The sequence below is a fragment of the Coprococcus sp. RTP21281st1_F1_RTP21281_210402 genome (assembly GCF_040915325.1).
Taxonomy (GTDB): domain Bacteria; phylum Bacillota; class Clostridia; order Lachnospirales; family Lachnospiraceae; genus Coprococcus; species Coprococcus aceti.
Genome location: NZ_JBCPDQ010000017.1, coordinates 12,924 through 27,539 on the forward strand (window position 1 = coordinate 12,924; position 14,616 = coordinate 27,539).

A 14,616-nucleotide genomic window follows, 5' to 3' on the forward strand; every position below is an offset into this window, starting at 1 on the left:
TCGTTTTAAGGGGATTGCTGCAAGTATGATTCTTTGATATAATCAATGCAACAGTTTTACAAATCGGAATTTAACAAGAGAATGTGGTTGTATGAAAAAATCCATATTAGTATTTTGGGCAATCGTGTGTCTGTTACCTATTCAAAGGAGGTTTAAGAATTTCAAATGAAACATATAAGAAATATATTGCTGTTGATTACGATTATTTTTGCTTTTGTTATGCAAGCTGAAGTATATCAAAATATGCTCTGGAACTTTAATGGTGCTTATTATTTATCGTCCAGATACACAACTACTAATGACGATATGGATTCATTTTTAGCCAATGCAGAAGATACAGCTGAGAAGCATGGTGTTCATATTTTTTCGACTTTTAATCAGAGAGTTTCTAATTATCAGACAAGACTTTATATTTATGGTGATGATACCGTTGTTCGGGATAGTCTTAAAAGCACGATGGGTATTGAGGAAAAAACATATACGGCTTTAATAGGTGGAATCACCGTAATAGAATTTGAAGATTTTAGAGAAGTAAAAAACACAGGCAATGGACAGGAAATAATGGTCAGCTATATCGGTAATGATGATGACATTATTGCCACATATCAAGATTTGGCAAAAGAATATTCTATATCGCAGCCAGAGTTTTGGCAATCAACCGAAACTGATATGATGTTCATTGTTTGGGGCTTGGTTGCCATATTGATGATTGTACTTAATGTGATTGAGGTGATACGCAGACAAAAGGAAGTAGTTGTACGAGCTTCTCTGGGCGAAAATGCTGCTGTGATTGCTCTAAAAGCTGTAGTGGCTGATATGATTTCATATGCTGCATTATTCGTTTTAGCAAAGTTGCTTGTTTCTCAATTTATATCGGGAGCGTATGAAGATCATCTCATTTTGGCAGTGTATTGTGCCGGAGCAGTTCTTTCCGTAATTCCTTATGCTGCTTTTGTCCGCTTTGATGTAAAAAAAGCCTTTGCCAATGCTTCAGATAAAAAAGGTATGTTTTATCTTCTGAACGGTCTTAAAGTATTTGCTACTGCTATGACAATTTTTACAATAACTACAAATCTCAGTAGCATTCAAGGTAATTTACTTACAAACACGACTCTTTTAGAAAATCATTATAATGATTATTATTTTGGAGTTATGCAGATTGAACCTCCTTTTGAAGAAAATGAGGAGGAATCCAAAGAGAGCAAATTTTGGAATGACCTTTACGAAAATGAATACAACACTATAAATCCGGTGGTCTGCATAGGCAGCCGGATAAGCGATACGGATAATTATATTTTTGTAAATCATAATGCCAGAGATATGCTACAAGGGTTTTCTGATATGCTTACTGAAGATGATGAAAAAGAGGATATCGTGGTCTTCGTGCCAAAGGGAAGAAATGCGGAATCATACAAAGATATCGCAAAAGAGGAAATTAGCTCTCTTACCCAAAATGCAGAAGAACTGCGTGTTGTTTATAAAGAATATTCTGGCAGAGAGCAATTTTATTATCTCAATTCGAACAGAGAAGAGGCTATTGACGGATTGTCAAGAGTAACAAATCCGATTGTGATTTATCAGGCAAATGAGGCTGTTGCTTTAAATGGAAGTTATATCGAAACAGGAACATATAATGGTGAGGTAATCTACGGATGCGATGAAAGCACAATTCGTAATGCTGCGAAAAAATATGCAGAACAGCTTGGTTCACACTATTTTATGCTGACGAATGTCGGAGAGGATTACATTTATAGTCATAGTTTCCTTGTAAAATTGATTAGCTTTATAAGCTCTCTTTGCGTATTAGTATTGCTGTTAGATATCGCTATCATCGTATCTGAAGCGAAAATGGAATTTAGACTTAGCTCTATGGAAATCTCCCTCAAAAAGGTTTTAGGTTATAGCTTTTATGAAAGGCACAAAAGATTTATTTCCGTTAATCTCATAGAAAATATAGCCGTTGTGATATTGATTTGCATTGTTTCGATTTTTATATCTAACGCAAGTGTCGGGATTGCTTTACTGATTGGATCATTGCTCACCATTATTGAAATGGCAATCATTTTCACAAATATTATGTGGGTTGAAAAAACAAATATCTCAAAGTCATTGAAGGGAGGATGTTTATGATTATAATTCGTGGCTTAAATAAAGCATTTGGAGAGAAAATAATTTTCTCCAACTTTAATTTGGAAATTCCGGATGGAAGTTTTGTAGTAATCAGCGGGGATAGCGGCAGTGGAAAAAGCACTTTGCTCAATATGATTGGTGGTATCGAAAAGCCGGATAGCGGCAGTATCATAATCGAAGGGCTGAATATTACCCGGCTTAAAAATAAAAACAGTTTTTTTGCGGATACAGTGGGGTTTCTTTTTCAGAATTTTGCACTGCTTGAAAATAAGACAGTTAAAGAAAATTTAAGTTTGATTAAAAAATCAAGCCGAACTAAAGTATCACTTAAAGAAGCTCTTAATCGTGTGGGGTTATCAAAGGAAGTTAACAAAAAAGTTTATCAGCTTTCCGGTGGTGAACAACAGAGAGTTGCTTTAGCTCGTCTTATGATGAAAAAATGTTCTGTTGTTTTGGCAGATGAACCTACTGGCTCACTTGACAAGAAAAATAGAGATATTGTTATGAGGTTATTGCACGAACTCAATGAAGAAGGTAAAACGGTTATCATTGTTACCCACGATCAGAGTATTATTGAAGATGAACCTTATGTTGTGAAAATCTGAGAGTACCTCTTAGAAATGTCTTGATCTACATTTTATGTAATTTGGGTCAGAAGAAAATCCCTTTAGGAACTAAAGGGCGCACTTCTATACTCTCTGTCGAGAGTAGTGCGTCCTGCGGAGCTTCATTCTCTGTCAGCAGAAAAAAGCTGCATGACCGAGAATGTTGCGTCACTTTGTTCCGTCAAGGTGGCTACACCCCCTTGCGCCGCTAAAGCGACTATCCCCTGTGTACTTGCCGTCCGCAAACGGTTTTGACAAACCGTCCGCCGCCAGCAAGTTTGAAAGCGACTAAAATGAATTTTATGGAACAAACAAATCGGTAGTTGACAAAGGAGTTGAGCTGATATGAAAAAGAAAATCATCATATTGCTGTCTGTTGTGATAATTCTTTTGATTGGCATTGTTGTATGGTTTAATATTCCACTCGACTTGATGGACTTAGACCCTAATGAGGTCATGGAAATAGTTGTTTTCAATGGCAATAGCGGAAACGCAACACATATTACCGACAAAGAGCAGATTCAGCATATTGTCGAAAATTTGAATGGCGTCGAAGTAAAGCGGTCAAAGCCATCTTTGGAATATACGGGATATAGTTTCAAAGTTACTATTTATTTGTCTGATGGCAACGAGGCAGGCGATTGGAATAATTTTATTATCAACTCAGATGATACAATTAGAAAAGATCCGTTTTTCTATTCTGTTACAAAGGGAAATATTGATTACAGCTATATTGAAGGTATCGTAGAATAACAAAAATTCAAGTTTGTAGGGAACAACAGCTAAGACAATTTTATAAAAAAACAGCGTTAGAGCATTTATGTGTAAAAGCATGAATGCTCTTTTTTTGTCTCTTCAAGGACAAAGAACAAGAAAGCAGCTTTTGGACAAATTGTCCAGAAGTTCAAATAAAAATGAAGGAGGACACCTGATGTATAGCAAAAATGGTATTCCGTGGGTAAGACCACCCACACAGGACAGGAAGCACAGAGAAAATAATATCGGGAGGACAGAACAATGGTCGATGAATTGACGCAGGAGTCGTTCCAGACAGGAAAGGCGATTGTGACTGTCAGCGTAGATCTGATTACTGCCATTGCAGATGCGTGCAAGCGGTCTGAACAGCAGAATCCTGGTATGAGCGAGGAACAGAAGGAGACATTGCTCGGCAAGGTTGTCGATAAGGTAATGTCGAATTATAAGGAAACGCATGGCTCATTAAAGGGATTCAACAGAGAGGGCAAAGATGTCACGCATATTGATGTAAATGATGAGAGAACAGCGGAGCTTTTGGAGAAAGCCTGTAAGAAAAGTCATATTCCGGTGGATATGAAAAAGGTAACGAGGGCAGATGGTTCCATCACGCATACTGCATTCTGTGAAGTGAAAAGCATAGACCAGATGGCAGCATTACTGAAGATGGCTTCCGAACGGGTACTTGAGGAGCAGAAGGAAATGACCAAGACACTTGTACTTTACGATGATAAGGGCAAGGAGGTTATGTCGGCTGACTTTGTAAATAATGGTGAGATAAATATGGATGATGTGGAAACACTGTCAAGATTCTCTACGAGATTTGAGATCAAGGATCACAAGAATGAAGTTTTGGAATCCAGAAGTATCACACCAAATGCAAAGGAGGAAATCAAGGAAGCGGCGAGAAAACATAATCCGAAGAAGGATAAGTCGCTTACGGAGCGAATTAAGGACAAGAAGGAGCAGTCACAGAAGAAACAGAAAGACAAGAACCGGCAGCGAGAGAAAACGAAGAAAAAGAGCCGGGATACAAGTTTATAGGTGGTGCTTATGGGGAATAAGAATATCGGCGGTGCCATACTTGATGACCTAAAGGCATTACCTAAGAAGATACTGAAACCGTATTACAAGAATGGAAAGCTGAATGCGAATAAGATAGCGATTGATGGAATCCCGTTTGTAATCATATTTTATGTGATAAATAAGTATGTGCAGGCGGTGGTATCAGCAGATGGCGGCGATATGCTGGATAAGTGTGTCAAAGCATTTTCACTGATATTCCAGGTCAAGCCTTATTTTACACCATCGTTTAAGCTGACACCGCTTATCTGTGGTATCGGGGCAGGTGTGGCATTCAAGCTCTTCATGAACTCCAGAAAGAAGAATGCCAAGCAGTTCCGTCCGAGAGAGGAATATGGCTCTGCCAAGTGGGGAACGGATAAGGATTTTGAACCATATACAGACCCGGTTAAGTGGAACAACATTCCGCTGACTGCAACAGAGTGGCTCAGAATGACGAGACCGGAACACCCAAAGTACGACAGAAACAAAAATATCCTGATTGTCGGAGGTTCCGGAGCAGGAAAAACAAGAGGATTTGTGAAACCGTCACTTATGCAGATGCAGTGTTCATATGTTGTGACTGATCCAAAGGGAACTGTACTTGAAGAAGTTGGCACCATGCTTGCAAGAGGGGCATGGGAGCTTGATGACAAGGGTAACAAAGTACCGAAAGTCGGCAAGAACGGACAGGTCTTAAAGACCAAATCCGGCAAGGTGATCTATAAGAGAACACCATATAAGATAAAGGTATTCAACACAATCAATTTCGCAAAGTCCATGCATTATAACCCATTTGCATATATTCACACGGAGCAGGATGTGCTTAAATTCGTGAATACGCTGATTGCAAATACAAAGGGTGAAGGTGCGCAGAGCGGAGAAGATTTCTGGGTGAAAGCGGAAAGGCTGCTGTTCACAGCGTATGTGGCATACATTGTGAAATACTGTAAGAAGAGTGAGAGAAATTTTGTCTCGCTTTTAGCCATGATAGATGCGTCGGAGACAAGAGAAGAGGATGAGGACTTCGAGAATGCCATTGACCTTATGTTCAAAGACATAGAATTTGGTAATGAAGAAGAGGGCATAGAAGCTGATCCGGATTCTTTTGCAGTACGACAGTATCATAAATATAAGCTTGCGGCGGGTAAGACAGCCAAGAGTATTCTGGTTTCCTGTGGTGCGAGACTTGCACCATTTGATATCAAGGAAGTCAGGGAGATAACAGCATATGATGAACTCGACTTAGGGGACATCGGTAGAAGAAAGACAGCATTGTTTGTCATCATTTCGGATACAGATGATTCCCTTAATTTTTTGGTATCAATCATGTACACACAGCTTTTCAATCTGCTCTGTACGATTGCAGACGATGAATACCATGGAAAGCTTCCGGTACATGTGAGGTGCATCCTGGACGAGTTCGCAAACATCGGACAGATTCCGAAGTTTGACAAGCTGATTGCAACCATACGAAGCAGAGAGATATCGGCTTCCATTATCCTACAGTCTAAGGCTCAGTTAAAGTCAATTTATAAGGATAACGCAGAGACGATCGAGGGTAATTGCGATACATTTCTGTTTTTGGGTGGCAAGGAGAAGTCAACATTAAAAGATCTGTCGGAGGTGCTGGGTAAGGAAACTATTGACACGTACAACACCTCTGATACCAGAGGAACATCTCAGTCCTATGGTCTGAACTATCAGAAACTTGGGCGGGAGCTTATGAGCCAAGACCGCCTGGCTCTTATGGATGGCGGCAAATGTATATTGCAGGTGCGTGGAGTAAGACCGTTCTTTTCAGATAAGGTTGATATAACCGCACATGAGATGTACAAAGAGCTTTCGGATTTTGACAAGAAAAATCAATTTGACATTGAGAAATATGTTTCCGAATATGGAAAACCAAAGTTTTCTAAGATCATATGATGAGATTCCTCCGAGAGTTGAATACTCACTTACAGATAAGGGCAGATCCGTTGTACCGATACTTAAGAGTATTTGTCAGTGGTCAGGAACCTTTTACAAGGAAGACAACGAAAACGAGATGACACAGTGCCAGAAATGTGACCATAGGGGGTAGACATAATGATAAAATATACAGAAGAGAAAACATTTACACAGGATCAGGTACAGGAGCTTTTTAAGTCGGTTGGGTGGATCTCGGCAGAATACCCACAGAGACTTCACAAAGCACTTATGAACTCACAGACTGTTCTTACCGCATGGGATGGTGGGTGAGCGCCTTGTCGGACTTGCAAGAGTGTTGGATGATTCAGAGCTGGTGGCATTTGTACACTATGTTCTTGTGCATCCTGAATATCAGGGGCAGAAAATAGCCGGAAATATGGTAGAATATATTAGAGATAAATATAAGAATTATCTGTACATAGAGGGAATGCAGGAGGACAGCAAGAATGTCGCTTTCTATGAGAGACACGGTTTCCACGTTATGGAAGGTGGCACACCGATACAGATATGCAATTTTTCGGATAAGAGGTAAAAGGGATGCACGATTATTTGACAGAGACAAAGATGCTCGACTATTCAAATGAGAATATCAAGCAGCTCATCAGAGAGAGAAAGTGGAGTGGCAGTTAAGGACTTTAAGAATCCTGTTATAGATTTTGACAGGAATAATACATATATCCAGAGCGAAGGTATCAATCAGGATTTCGGAGTGTATGATTCGCCGGATGAACTGTTAAAAGAACACCATCAGGAGATGTCAAGGGTGAAGGCGTTCCTGTACAGAAACTGGGGAAGGCATATGATGAACAGGAATGTCAGGAAGATCAGGGGTAAGTAGAATAGAATATGGGAGGTACACACATGGCAAAGAGAAAAACACTGCCAAAGGATTTTGAGCAGCTTGTGCAGACGGCAAGTGATGAGGACATCAAGAAGGTATTGGGCAAATGCGACATCAATGCATATGGCGGATACAACAAGGGAAATGCACTGGAATTTCCACTTTCAGAGGAGATGATGCGGTGGCTGATAGAGCAGGGGATCGACATCAACTATGTTGACCAGTATGGCTACACACCGCTGCTTTATCATGCTGGAAGAATGTCATCAGAGAAACAGGCAATAGCGCTGGTGAAGCTGGGCGCAGACATAACAGCCACCCAGGGCCTTGACAGAGAGACCGTAATGCATGTGGCTGTGAAGACTGGCAATCTTGAGCTTGTCAAATGTCTGATACAGGCGGGAGCAGATGCAGAAGTGACATCCAGATCAGGGGAGACTCCACTTGAGAGAGCGTTTCACTGGGCAAGGACATTTGATCTGATAAAGCTTGCGCCGGTAGCAGAGTATCTGATCGGGATAGGAGTTCCGGTCACAGATAAAATAAGAACATATATGAGAAGCGCGGCTGAGGATATAGAGTTTCGCAGGAAAGATATGAGTCCAGATATTATGCCGGAGCTTGACAGGGCGATGGAGAGTCTGTACGGACTGCTCGGAGTTGCCTCTGTTCCAAGGCGGGTAGAATATGACGGCACATCGCCGATCGTCATTCATGAGAAGCGCTGGCAGAAGCAGCATGGAGAATTGTGGAATCTTCTTGTGCCTGGTTCGGGACATGCGGGCACAGTTCAGGGCGAGGTCATCCGTATATCGGGAAAACTTGCCTATGAGATACTAGATAACGGATGCTGCAACTGGGATTCAGATTTCAAGAGCATGGCAAATGCCCTGTATCGATACATATGTATGGGCACACCACTTGACGTGGACGAGCAGAGAGAATTTGCCGGACTCATAAACGGCATCAAGGACGCCGATGAGACGGATATAAACAGACTCACAGAACTTTCGGTCAAATGGGTGACACTGAATCTGAATCCTATGGCAGTGGGAGAACTTGATTATAAAAGATAGATCAATTACTGTGACTTCCGTCCATAGCGGAAGTCACAGTAAGCTCCATTTTCGGCAAGGGTCTGAGTCCTTGTGAGCTTCAAGTCCATCATGTCAGCAAGCACGAAATCCATACGGCACAGATATTTTGCCAGTTCAAAGCATCCCTCGTCACGGCAGAGATTACAGATCCCGCAGTTGTGATAATCATAGCCGAGTACGAAGTCATCGTTTGGCCCGCCCTCGATGATGTCAAGAACCCAGTCATTCTTATAGCGTCTCAGATGAGATTCCTCAGACCATTTCTTCCTTCCCGGAAGCTTTTTTTCATCGAGATAGCTGTCTGCATTTCCAATAACCATATGAAAAAGTTTATTGTTGTACAGCCCGTCTTTGTACAGGCTGAAACATTCCTCCGGTGAAAGAGAAGTCTTTCTGTTTAGTGCGATGAAATATGCGCCCATGCAGTATGAGCTCATGAGGTGCGACTTTCCTATGTCATCGGCACGCTCAAGGACTGCTTTGTATTCGTTCTTTATAGCCTTACTGTTAAGGCTTAGATGCTGTGCTTTTGCCTGCTTCATGCATGAATTGTGAAAGAAATAACCAAATAATTTCTGTGTAAATCTGTATTTCATAGTTACATATCCTTTCTATTTGACACCAGTCAAATTATCTATACAGGTCAATCATGGACCTGACTGTCTATTTAAATTCGATCTGGATCATCAGGCGCTCTGCCTATCTGCAGTTCTGCTTCTATGCCGTGCAGCAGAACATTCATAGCCTCCATAAATGCAGTTTTCATCTCTGATGTGACTCCACTTTGGCATGAGTCATCTGCAATTATTTCACAGACCATTGAGAACTCAGCCAGAGAGAGCATATACACTGTTTTTTTAGATAATTTCCTGACTGCGATCCCACGTTTGTATAACTCGTCGTAGTACTTAAGCGCAAAGCCAGCACTTCTTTCTATATAGATACTGCGGAATTTCTCCAGACATTTGCCTGAGTCATTTTTCAGCAGCATATGAAAGAGCTGCATGTCGCCCTCAAGCATATCGAATATATGTACTGATATCCTGGAATACAACACATTGAGCAGCTCGTCATCTGACATGGCAGTGAAGTCTATTCCGATCATGGATTCAGTGACTTCCATGAGCTTTCTGCCGCTTTCCTCAAATATCTCGTCAAACATTTCCTCTTTGCCTGAGAAATGCTTGTATATTGCGCCTGCGGTTATACCGGCCCTTGCGGCGATTTTACGCATGGACGCCTCCTGATATCCAACCTCAAGAAAGACTTCCATGGCACTTTTCAGTATTGCCGCCCTTGTTTCCTTTGTACTTTCCCGAATGATAGTCACCTCCATTTACTATTTGGTAAACAGTGTTTACTTTATATCACATGGGATTTGCAAAATCAAGCGGCCAGAAGATTAAATGAGTTAATTGAAAATTTCTATCATTAAGCGACCAATGTAACAATATGCCTTTTAGGCATAACAGATAATTCGATATAGGTATTAGACATATAGATATATCAGGACTAAAATAAGTATGTATTGAAAAGTACTTGCTTATTTTTATGCTCATACATTTATAGGATGTGTGGGCGGATATTGGAATGTGTCAGGTTTTTGACGAAGACTTGACATGCAGCATCATTCCACGTCAAAGGTGATTAGAATGGGATGACGTTTAGTTGAAGGAGGTTTACATAATGTCAAAAAAGCTTATAGCATATTTCAGCGCAAGTGGAACCACGAAAAAGGTTGCAGAGATGATATCGGAGGCAGCAGGCGCAGACCTGTACGAGATCAAACCAAAGGAGTTGTACACCAAGGCTGACCTTGACTGGATGAACAAGAAATCCAGGAGCAGCGTCGAGATGAGCGACAAGAAGCTTAGACCGGAGCTTGATGATTCAAATGCACACATTGAGAATTATGATGAGATAGTACTTGGATTCCCTATCTGGTGGTATGTGGCTCCAACAATCATCAATACATTCCTTGAGAAATACGACTTCACAGGCAAGAAGATCACACTGTTTGCAACATCGGGCGGAAGTGGATTGGGCAACACGATCAAGGAACTCCAGCCGTCAGCACCGGGAGCTGAGTTTGTAGAAGGTGGACTACTGAACAGGGCAAACAGACAGGAAATCGAAAAGTGGGTTGACAAAACCCTCGCGTAAAGAATAGATGTGTGACAAATTCACGAGAGATGATAATAACCTTCATGCATCCGACGAATATATGAAACAGAGTTACATTTGGAAGGAGAAAAACAATGGCAAAGATAGTACAGACAGCGGGAAGAAATGCACTCGGAGAGTTCGCTCCTGAGTTTGCACATTTTAATGACGATGTTCTCTTTGGAGAGAACTGGAACAACAATGACATCGATGTAAAGACCAGAAGTATCATAACTGTTGTGGCACTTATGGCACAGGGAATCACTGACTCATCGCTGAAGTTCCATCTTCAGAATGCGAAGGATCACGGTGTATCACAGAAGGAGATCGCAGCGATCATCACACATGTTGGCTTCTACGCCGGCTGGCCAAAGGCTTGGGCAGTATTCAATCTTGCAAAGGAAGTGTGGAATGTAAATGAGGGCGATCTTCCATATGAGGATGAGGCCATGAGAGCACATGCAAAGAGCATGGTATTCCCTATCGGACAGCCAAATGATGCATTTGCCCAGTATTTCATAGGACACAGCTATCTCTTTCCAGTATCGACAAGCCAGGTCGGAGTGTTCAACGTGACATTTGAGCCGGGCTGCCGTAACAACTGGCACATCCATCACGCAAAGAGCGGTGGCGGACAGATCCTTGTATGTGTCGGTGGACGCGGATACTATCAGGAGGAGGGCAAGCCTGCAGTTGAGATGAATCCAGGCGACTGCATCAACATTCCTGCTGAGGTAAAACATTGGCACGGCGCAGCTCCTGACAGCTGGTTCAGCCATCTTGCAATCGAGGTTCCAGGTGAGGAGACATCAAATGAATGGTGCGAGCCTGTGACGGATGAGGAGTACGGAAAGCTGCAGTAGAGCTGTAGAAAATAACGCAAGTGACAATATCATATGAATATATATAGGCCATCTTGGTATAAATATGATTCGCGGTTGAATACGAATGGATATTTATATTCAGGTGGCTTTTTGTTTCGACAAGAGCCTTGACGGATATATGATAACCACTGTACCTTAAGGGCGGCGGTGTGGTAAGATGTAAGATAGAAAATATTGGAGTGCTAGAAAATACTGTGGAATAATGTAGTATCGAAGGTGAGATGGATGGACAACGGAAAAAAGACATACAATTTCTGGGGCTGGGAGCATGCAGATGTACCAGCCATCACAGATGAATATCCGGGGATAAATACCCCAACAGATCTATACGATGCGCTGAGTCATATCTGGTGTGCAGACACCTGTGCGCCGAGGATGAGGGACAGATGGACAAAGGATAACATGACGCTGGGGCAGTGTTCCATCACTGCTTTTCTGGCACAGGATATATTTGGCGGAAAGGTGTACGGTATAAAGAGACCGGGTGGAAACTATCATTGTTACAATGTGATAGGTGACTGCGCTTTTGATCTCACAAGCGAGCAGTTCGGCGATGAAGTCTTGAATTACGAGGATAATCCAGAGCAGCAGCGGGAGGTACATTTTGCAAAGGAAGAGAAAAGACTGAGGTATGAGTATCTGAAGGCTGCGCTCGGAGAATATACAAAATGATGTAGATAACAAATATGACATTCTGAAAAAGAGCATAAGATAATTAAGCTCGTTGTGATAGTAACGTGTTATCGTACTCGCACATTATGATATATAGTATATAGAGTGCGATATAAATCCATAGACCGGAGAATACATACAGAATGTATAGAAACAACAGGATGGAGAAAATGGCGGAAATAGAGAAGGTAATATTTATGAATATGTGCATGGTATATGATCACGCTGGGCGTGTACTTGCACTCGATAAAGTAGGGAAAAGCTATTCCGGAACGACATTCCCTGGTGGACATGTGGAACCCGGAGAGACATTCACAGAATCGGTGATACGAGAGATATATGAGGAGACCGGGCTGACCATAAGCAATCCAAAGCTCACCGGAATATATCACTGGATGACCGGAGCTGTGAGAAATGTCGGATTTCTGTACAAGACGGATGAGTATCAGGGGAAACTTATATCTTCAGAAGAGGGCAAAGTGTACTGGATATCGGGAGAAGAGTTCCTGCTAAAACCGCTTGCACCAGGAATGGAACAGGTGTGGCAGATGATGCACGATGACAGTGCGTCGGAATGTCTGCAGACACTTACGGAAAATGGCATAGTTTCAAAGATACAATAACAATAAAAGTTTAATGGGATTTATGGGGAAAAGAAAATGTCAATATTTTCAGATATATCAAATCTTTCAAATAAAAAACGTAAATTGGAGGTGCCAGCGCCAGATACAAAATTGCTCGTGAGGGGGATAGTGTTGTTGGCATTGGGACTTCTCGGAGCCTCAGTCTATACAGTTGAGGATATAGATAAGACGCCGGCTCTTGTTTTTCTGTGTATTGGAGCGGCTTTGATCATAGCCGCTATAATTTCTTTGATCTGTTATGGAAAACAGGTGACAGCATTTAAGAAATATACTCCAACATGGGAGAAACACAGAAGTATTTTTGATGATTTCGCCATAGAATTAAATCATTGGTATGATTCTGACATGCGTCCACGCAGTTGTGATGGAGACACATCATATATTCTTCGCCTTCAGAAGGATAGAATGGCACGGAAGGGCATTCGTATGATACAGCATACATCACCTGTGAAGAGAGAAACGATGGGAACTACAAGAGTGCCTCGAAAGACATCCTGGTACACAGTTGATCTCATGTATGAGGGGGTTGACAGGCATCTGCAATTCCAGAATTCAACCGGCATAATATATGAGCGTGTAACCGAAGATACGATGTACGAGACAGTTGTCCATACTCCAAATGAGCAGGAACTTACACGTATGTCCATGACTTGTCCAAACTGCGGTGCAGTTAGCCCTGTGGCAGCTCTCACGGAAGGCTGCCCTTATTGTCGTACGGTTTTTCGTATCAGTGATCTGTTTCCCCGTGTAACAAATATATTTTTTATACGAGAGAATGCTTCTACAAAGAATCAGAAGAAGATGGGAAAGACCACAGGGATAACAATGCTGGTTTTCTTCCTTGCATGTTTTATACCTTCTTTTCTCGACCGGGAAACTCCAATACCGCAGGCTTTGTTTATGTCATTTTTTGTAGCACTTATTATGGGCGGAATATTTGGATATATAATTTCTATTATTATATTTATGACAAAACAGTTCAACAGGGATGGACGAAAGAGGATACCGTTCTGGTCCTATGTGACAACAAAAGGAAAGGTCAAAAGTGCATTTGCACCATATGATCCGTATTTTTCGTTTGAGAAGTTTGAGGGACAGATCATATCTCTTATCCGTATGACAATTATGTCAGACCACCCGGAGAATCTGGCCTCATATTGTGGTGGAACATTAAATCCATACTTTCAGGATATTATAGAAATGACATATATGCAGGCTATGACAGTGCAGGATATACATATGGAGGGAAGTCATCTGTGCATGGCACTCAGGACATGGTGGATAAATTACAGCGAGAAAAATGGTGGCATCAACAGGCGCGGAGACTGCATAGACGTTACACTTCGGAGAAATACTGCTTACATGGAACCACCTGGATTCTCCATTACATCTGTTCGTTGTCGTAATTGCGGTGGAAGCTTTGATTCTGTCCGTCAGAGAAACTGCCCATATTGCGGAACCGTATATCACATGGAGAATGAAGGTTTTATAATTGAAAGACTTGAGTTGGTATAAGCAAAGAGTATAGATACAATATAAGCTGAGTATAAAGGAAACGGAGAAACTAACAGGTATAGTATCTTAAAATCTGATTATAACGAGGAATATAAAAGAAAGAAATAAGAAGAGAATAAGAAGAGAATAAGAAGAGAATAAGAAAATACATAATAGGAAAAACACAAAAATAGAAAAAAGAAAAAATATGCTTGACATTGTAAAATGATGGTGGTATCTTATAAAAGCTGTCGCGTGAGACGGTGTCAGAAACATCTATAAAGCATCAGATTTTGAGAT

17 protein-coding genes are annotated in these 14,616 nt (G+C 41.4%); 15 read left to right on the plus strand and 2 right to left on the minus strand.

Annotation, left to right across the window (positions count from 1 at the left end; all coding sequences use genetic code 11):
- Window positions 1–165: 165 nt before the first annotated feature.
- The 10 genes from AB5150_RS15370 to AB5150_RS15415 all read left to right on the plus strand — a co-directional run bounded on the left by AB5150_RS15370 (window position 166) and on the right by AB5150_RS15415 (window position 8,438).
- Complete coding sequence (locus AB5150_RS15370) at window positions 166–2,130, plus strand: hypothetical protein (protein WP_055147662.1); 1,965 nt, start codon at window positions 166–168, stop codon at window positions 2,128–2,130.
- The gene (locus tag AB5150_RS15375) at window positions 2,121–2,735 is read left to right on the plus strand and encodes an ATP-binding cassette domain-containing protein (protein ID WP_082418104.1); all 615 of its coding nucleotides are present in this window, start codon (window positions 2,121–2,123) and stop codon (window positions 2,733–2,735) included. Before AB5150_RS15370 ends, AB5150_RS15375 begins: the two co-directional genes overlap by 10 nt.
- A 345-nt stretch (window positions 2,736–3,080) precedes the next feature.
- A complete protein-coding gene (locus AB5150_RS15380) occupies window positions 3,081–3,488 on the plus strand; it encodes a hypothetical protein (protein ID WP_055147668.1) in 408 nt (135 codons plus the stop codon).
- Window positions 3,489–3,752: 264 nt separating this feature from the next.
- Complete coding sequence (locus AB5150_RS15385) at window positions 3,753–4,532, plus strand: hypothetical protein (protein WP_055147671.1); 780 nt, start codon at window positions 3,753–3,755, stop codon at window positions 4,530–4,532.
- A gap of 9 nt (window positions 4,533–4,541) precedes the next feature.
- Window positions 4,542–6,479 carry a VirD4-like conjugal transfer protein, CD1115 family gene (locus AB5150_RS15390; RefSeq protein ID WP_368292154.1) on the plus strand — a complete coding sequence of 646 codons (1,938 nt, stop codon included), beginning with the start codon at window positions 4,542–4,544 and terminating at the stop codon, window positions 6,477–6,479.
- Window positions 6,448–6,633: a winged helix-turn-helix transcriptional regulator gene (locus AB5150_RS15395; RefSeq protein ID WP_334290442.1), complete on the plus strand. Its 186-nt coding sequence runs from the start codon at window positions 6,448–6,450 to the stop codon at window positions 6,631–6,633. Before AB5150_RS15390 ends, AB5150_RS15395 begins: the two co-directional genes overlap by 32 nt.
- Before the next feature lie 5 nt (window positions 6,634–6,638).
- A complete protein-coding gene (locus tag AB5150_RS15400; protein WP_004853620.1) occupies window positions 6,639–6,791 on the plus strand; it encodes a hypothetical protein in 153 nt (50 codons plus the stop codon).
- Entirely contained in the window at window positions 6,781–7,053 is a 273-nt protein-coding gene (locus AB5150_RS15405; protein WP_004853622.1) for a GNAT family N-acetyltransferase, read from the plus strand. The genes AB5150_RS15400 and AB5150_RS15405 overlap by 11 nt, the downstream gene beginning before the upstream one ends.
- 87 nt (window positions 7,054–7,140) lie before the next feature.
- The gene (locus AB5150_RS15410) at window positions 7,141–7,359 is read left to right on the plus strand and encodes a hypothetical protein (RefSeq protein ID WP_330369790.1); all 219 of its coding nucleotides are present in this window, start codon (window positions 7,141–7,143) and stop codon (window positions 7,357–7,359) included.
- 23 nt (window positions 7,360–7,382) lie between these two features.
- Window positions 7,383–8,438: an ankyrin repeat domain-containing protein gene (locus AB5150_RS15415; protein WP_238051851.1), complete on the plus strand. Its 1,056-nt coding sequence runs from the start codon at window positions 7,383–7,385 to the stop codon at window positions 8,436–8,438.
- A gap of 5 nt (window positions 8,439–8,443) precedes the next feature.
- Here AB5150_RS15415 and AB5150_RS15420 read toward each other — a convergent pair whose 3' ends face one another.
- Together AB5150_RS15420 and AB5150_RS15425 are read right to left on the minus strand one after the other, a co-directional pair.
- Window positions 8,444–9,055 carry an L-2-amino-thiazoline-4-carboxylic acid hydrolase gene (locus tag AB5150_RS15420; protein WP_368292157.1) on the minus strand — a complete coding sequence of 204 codons (612 nt, stop codon included), beginning with the start codon at window positions 9,053–9,055 and terminating at the stop codon, window positions 8,444–8,446.
- Window positions 9,056–9,126: 71 nt separating this feature from the next.
- Window positions 9,127–9,795 (minus strand): TetR/AcrR family transcriptional regulator, encoded by a 669-nt coding sequence (locus AB5150_RS15425; RefSeq protein ID WP_055274018.1) that lies wholly within the window; start codon window positions 9,793–9,795, stop codon window positions 9,127–9,129.
- A gap of 350 nt (window positions 9,796–10,145) precedes the next feature.
- Here AB5150_RS15425 and AB5150_RS15430 point away from each other — a divergent pair, with 350 nt between their 5' ends.
- From AB5150_RS15430 to AB5150_RS15450, 5 genes are all read left to right on the plus strand, one after another.
- Entirely contained in the window at window positions 10,146–10,622 is a 477-nt protein-coding gene (locus tag AB5150_RS15430) for a flavodoxin (RefSeq protein WP_004853634.1), read from the plus strand.
- Window positions 10,623–10,717: 95 nt separating this feature from the next.
- A complete protein-coding gene (locus AB5150_RS15435; RefSeq protein ID WP_368292159.1) occupies window positions 10,718–11,485 on the plus strand; it encodes a carboxymuconolactone decarboxylase family protein in 768 nt (255 codons plus the stop codon).
- Between the two features lie 246 nt (window positions 11,486–11,731).
- Window positions 11,732–12,178, plus strand: coding sequence for a hypothetical protein (locus AB5150_RS15440; protein ID WP_368292161.1), 447 nt, complete (start codon window positions 11,732–11,734; stop codon window positions 12,176–12,178).
- Between the two features lie 170 nt (window positions 12,179–12,348).
- On the plus strand, window positions 12,349–12,801 hold the full coding sequence (locus AB5150_RS15445; RefSeq protein WP_161172291.1) for an 8-oxo-dGTP diphosphatase: 453 nt from the start codon (window positions 12,349–12,351) through the stop codon (window positions 12,799–12,801).
- 135 nt (window positions 12,802–12,936) lie between these two features.
- Window positions 12,937–14,337: a hypothetical protein gene (locus AB5150_RS15450; RefSeq protein ID WP_368292163.1), complete on the plus strand. Its 1,401-nt coding sequence runs from the start codon at window positions 12,937–12,939 to the stop codon at window positions 14,335–14,337.
- The last annotated feature ends 279 nt before the right edge of the window (window positions 14,338–14,616 follow it).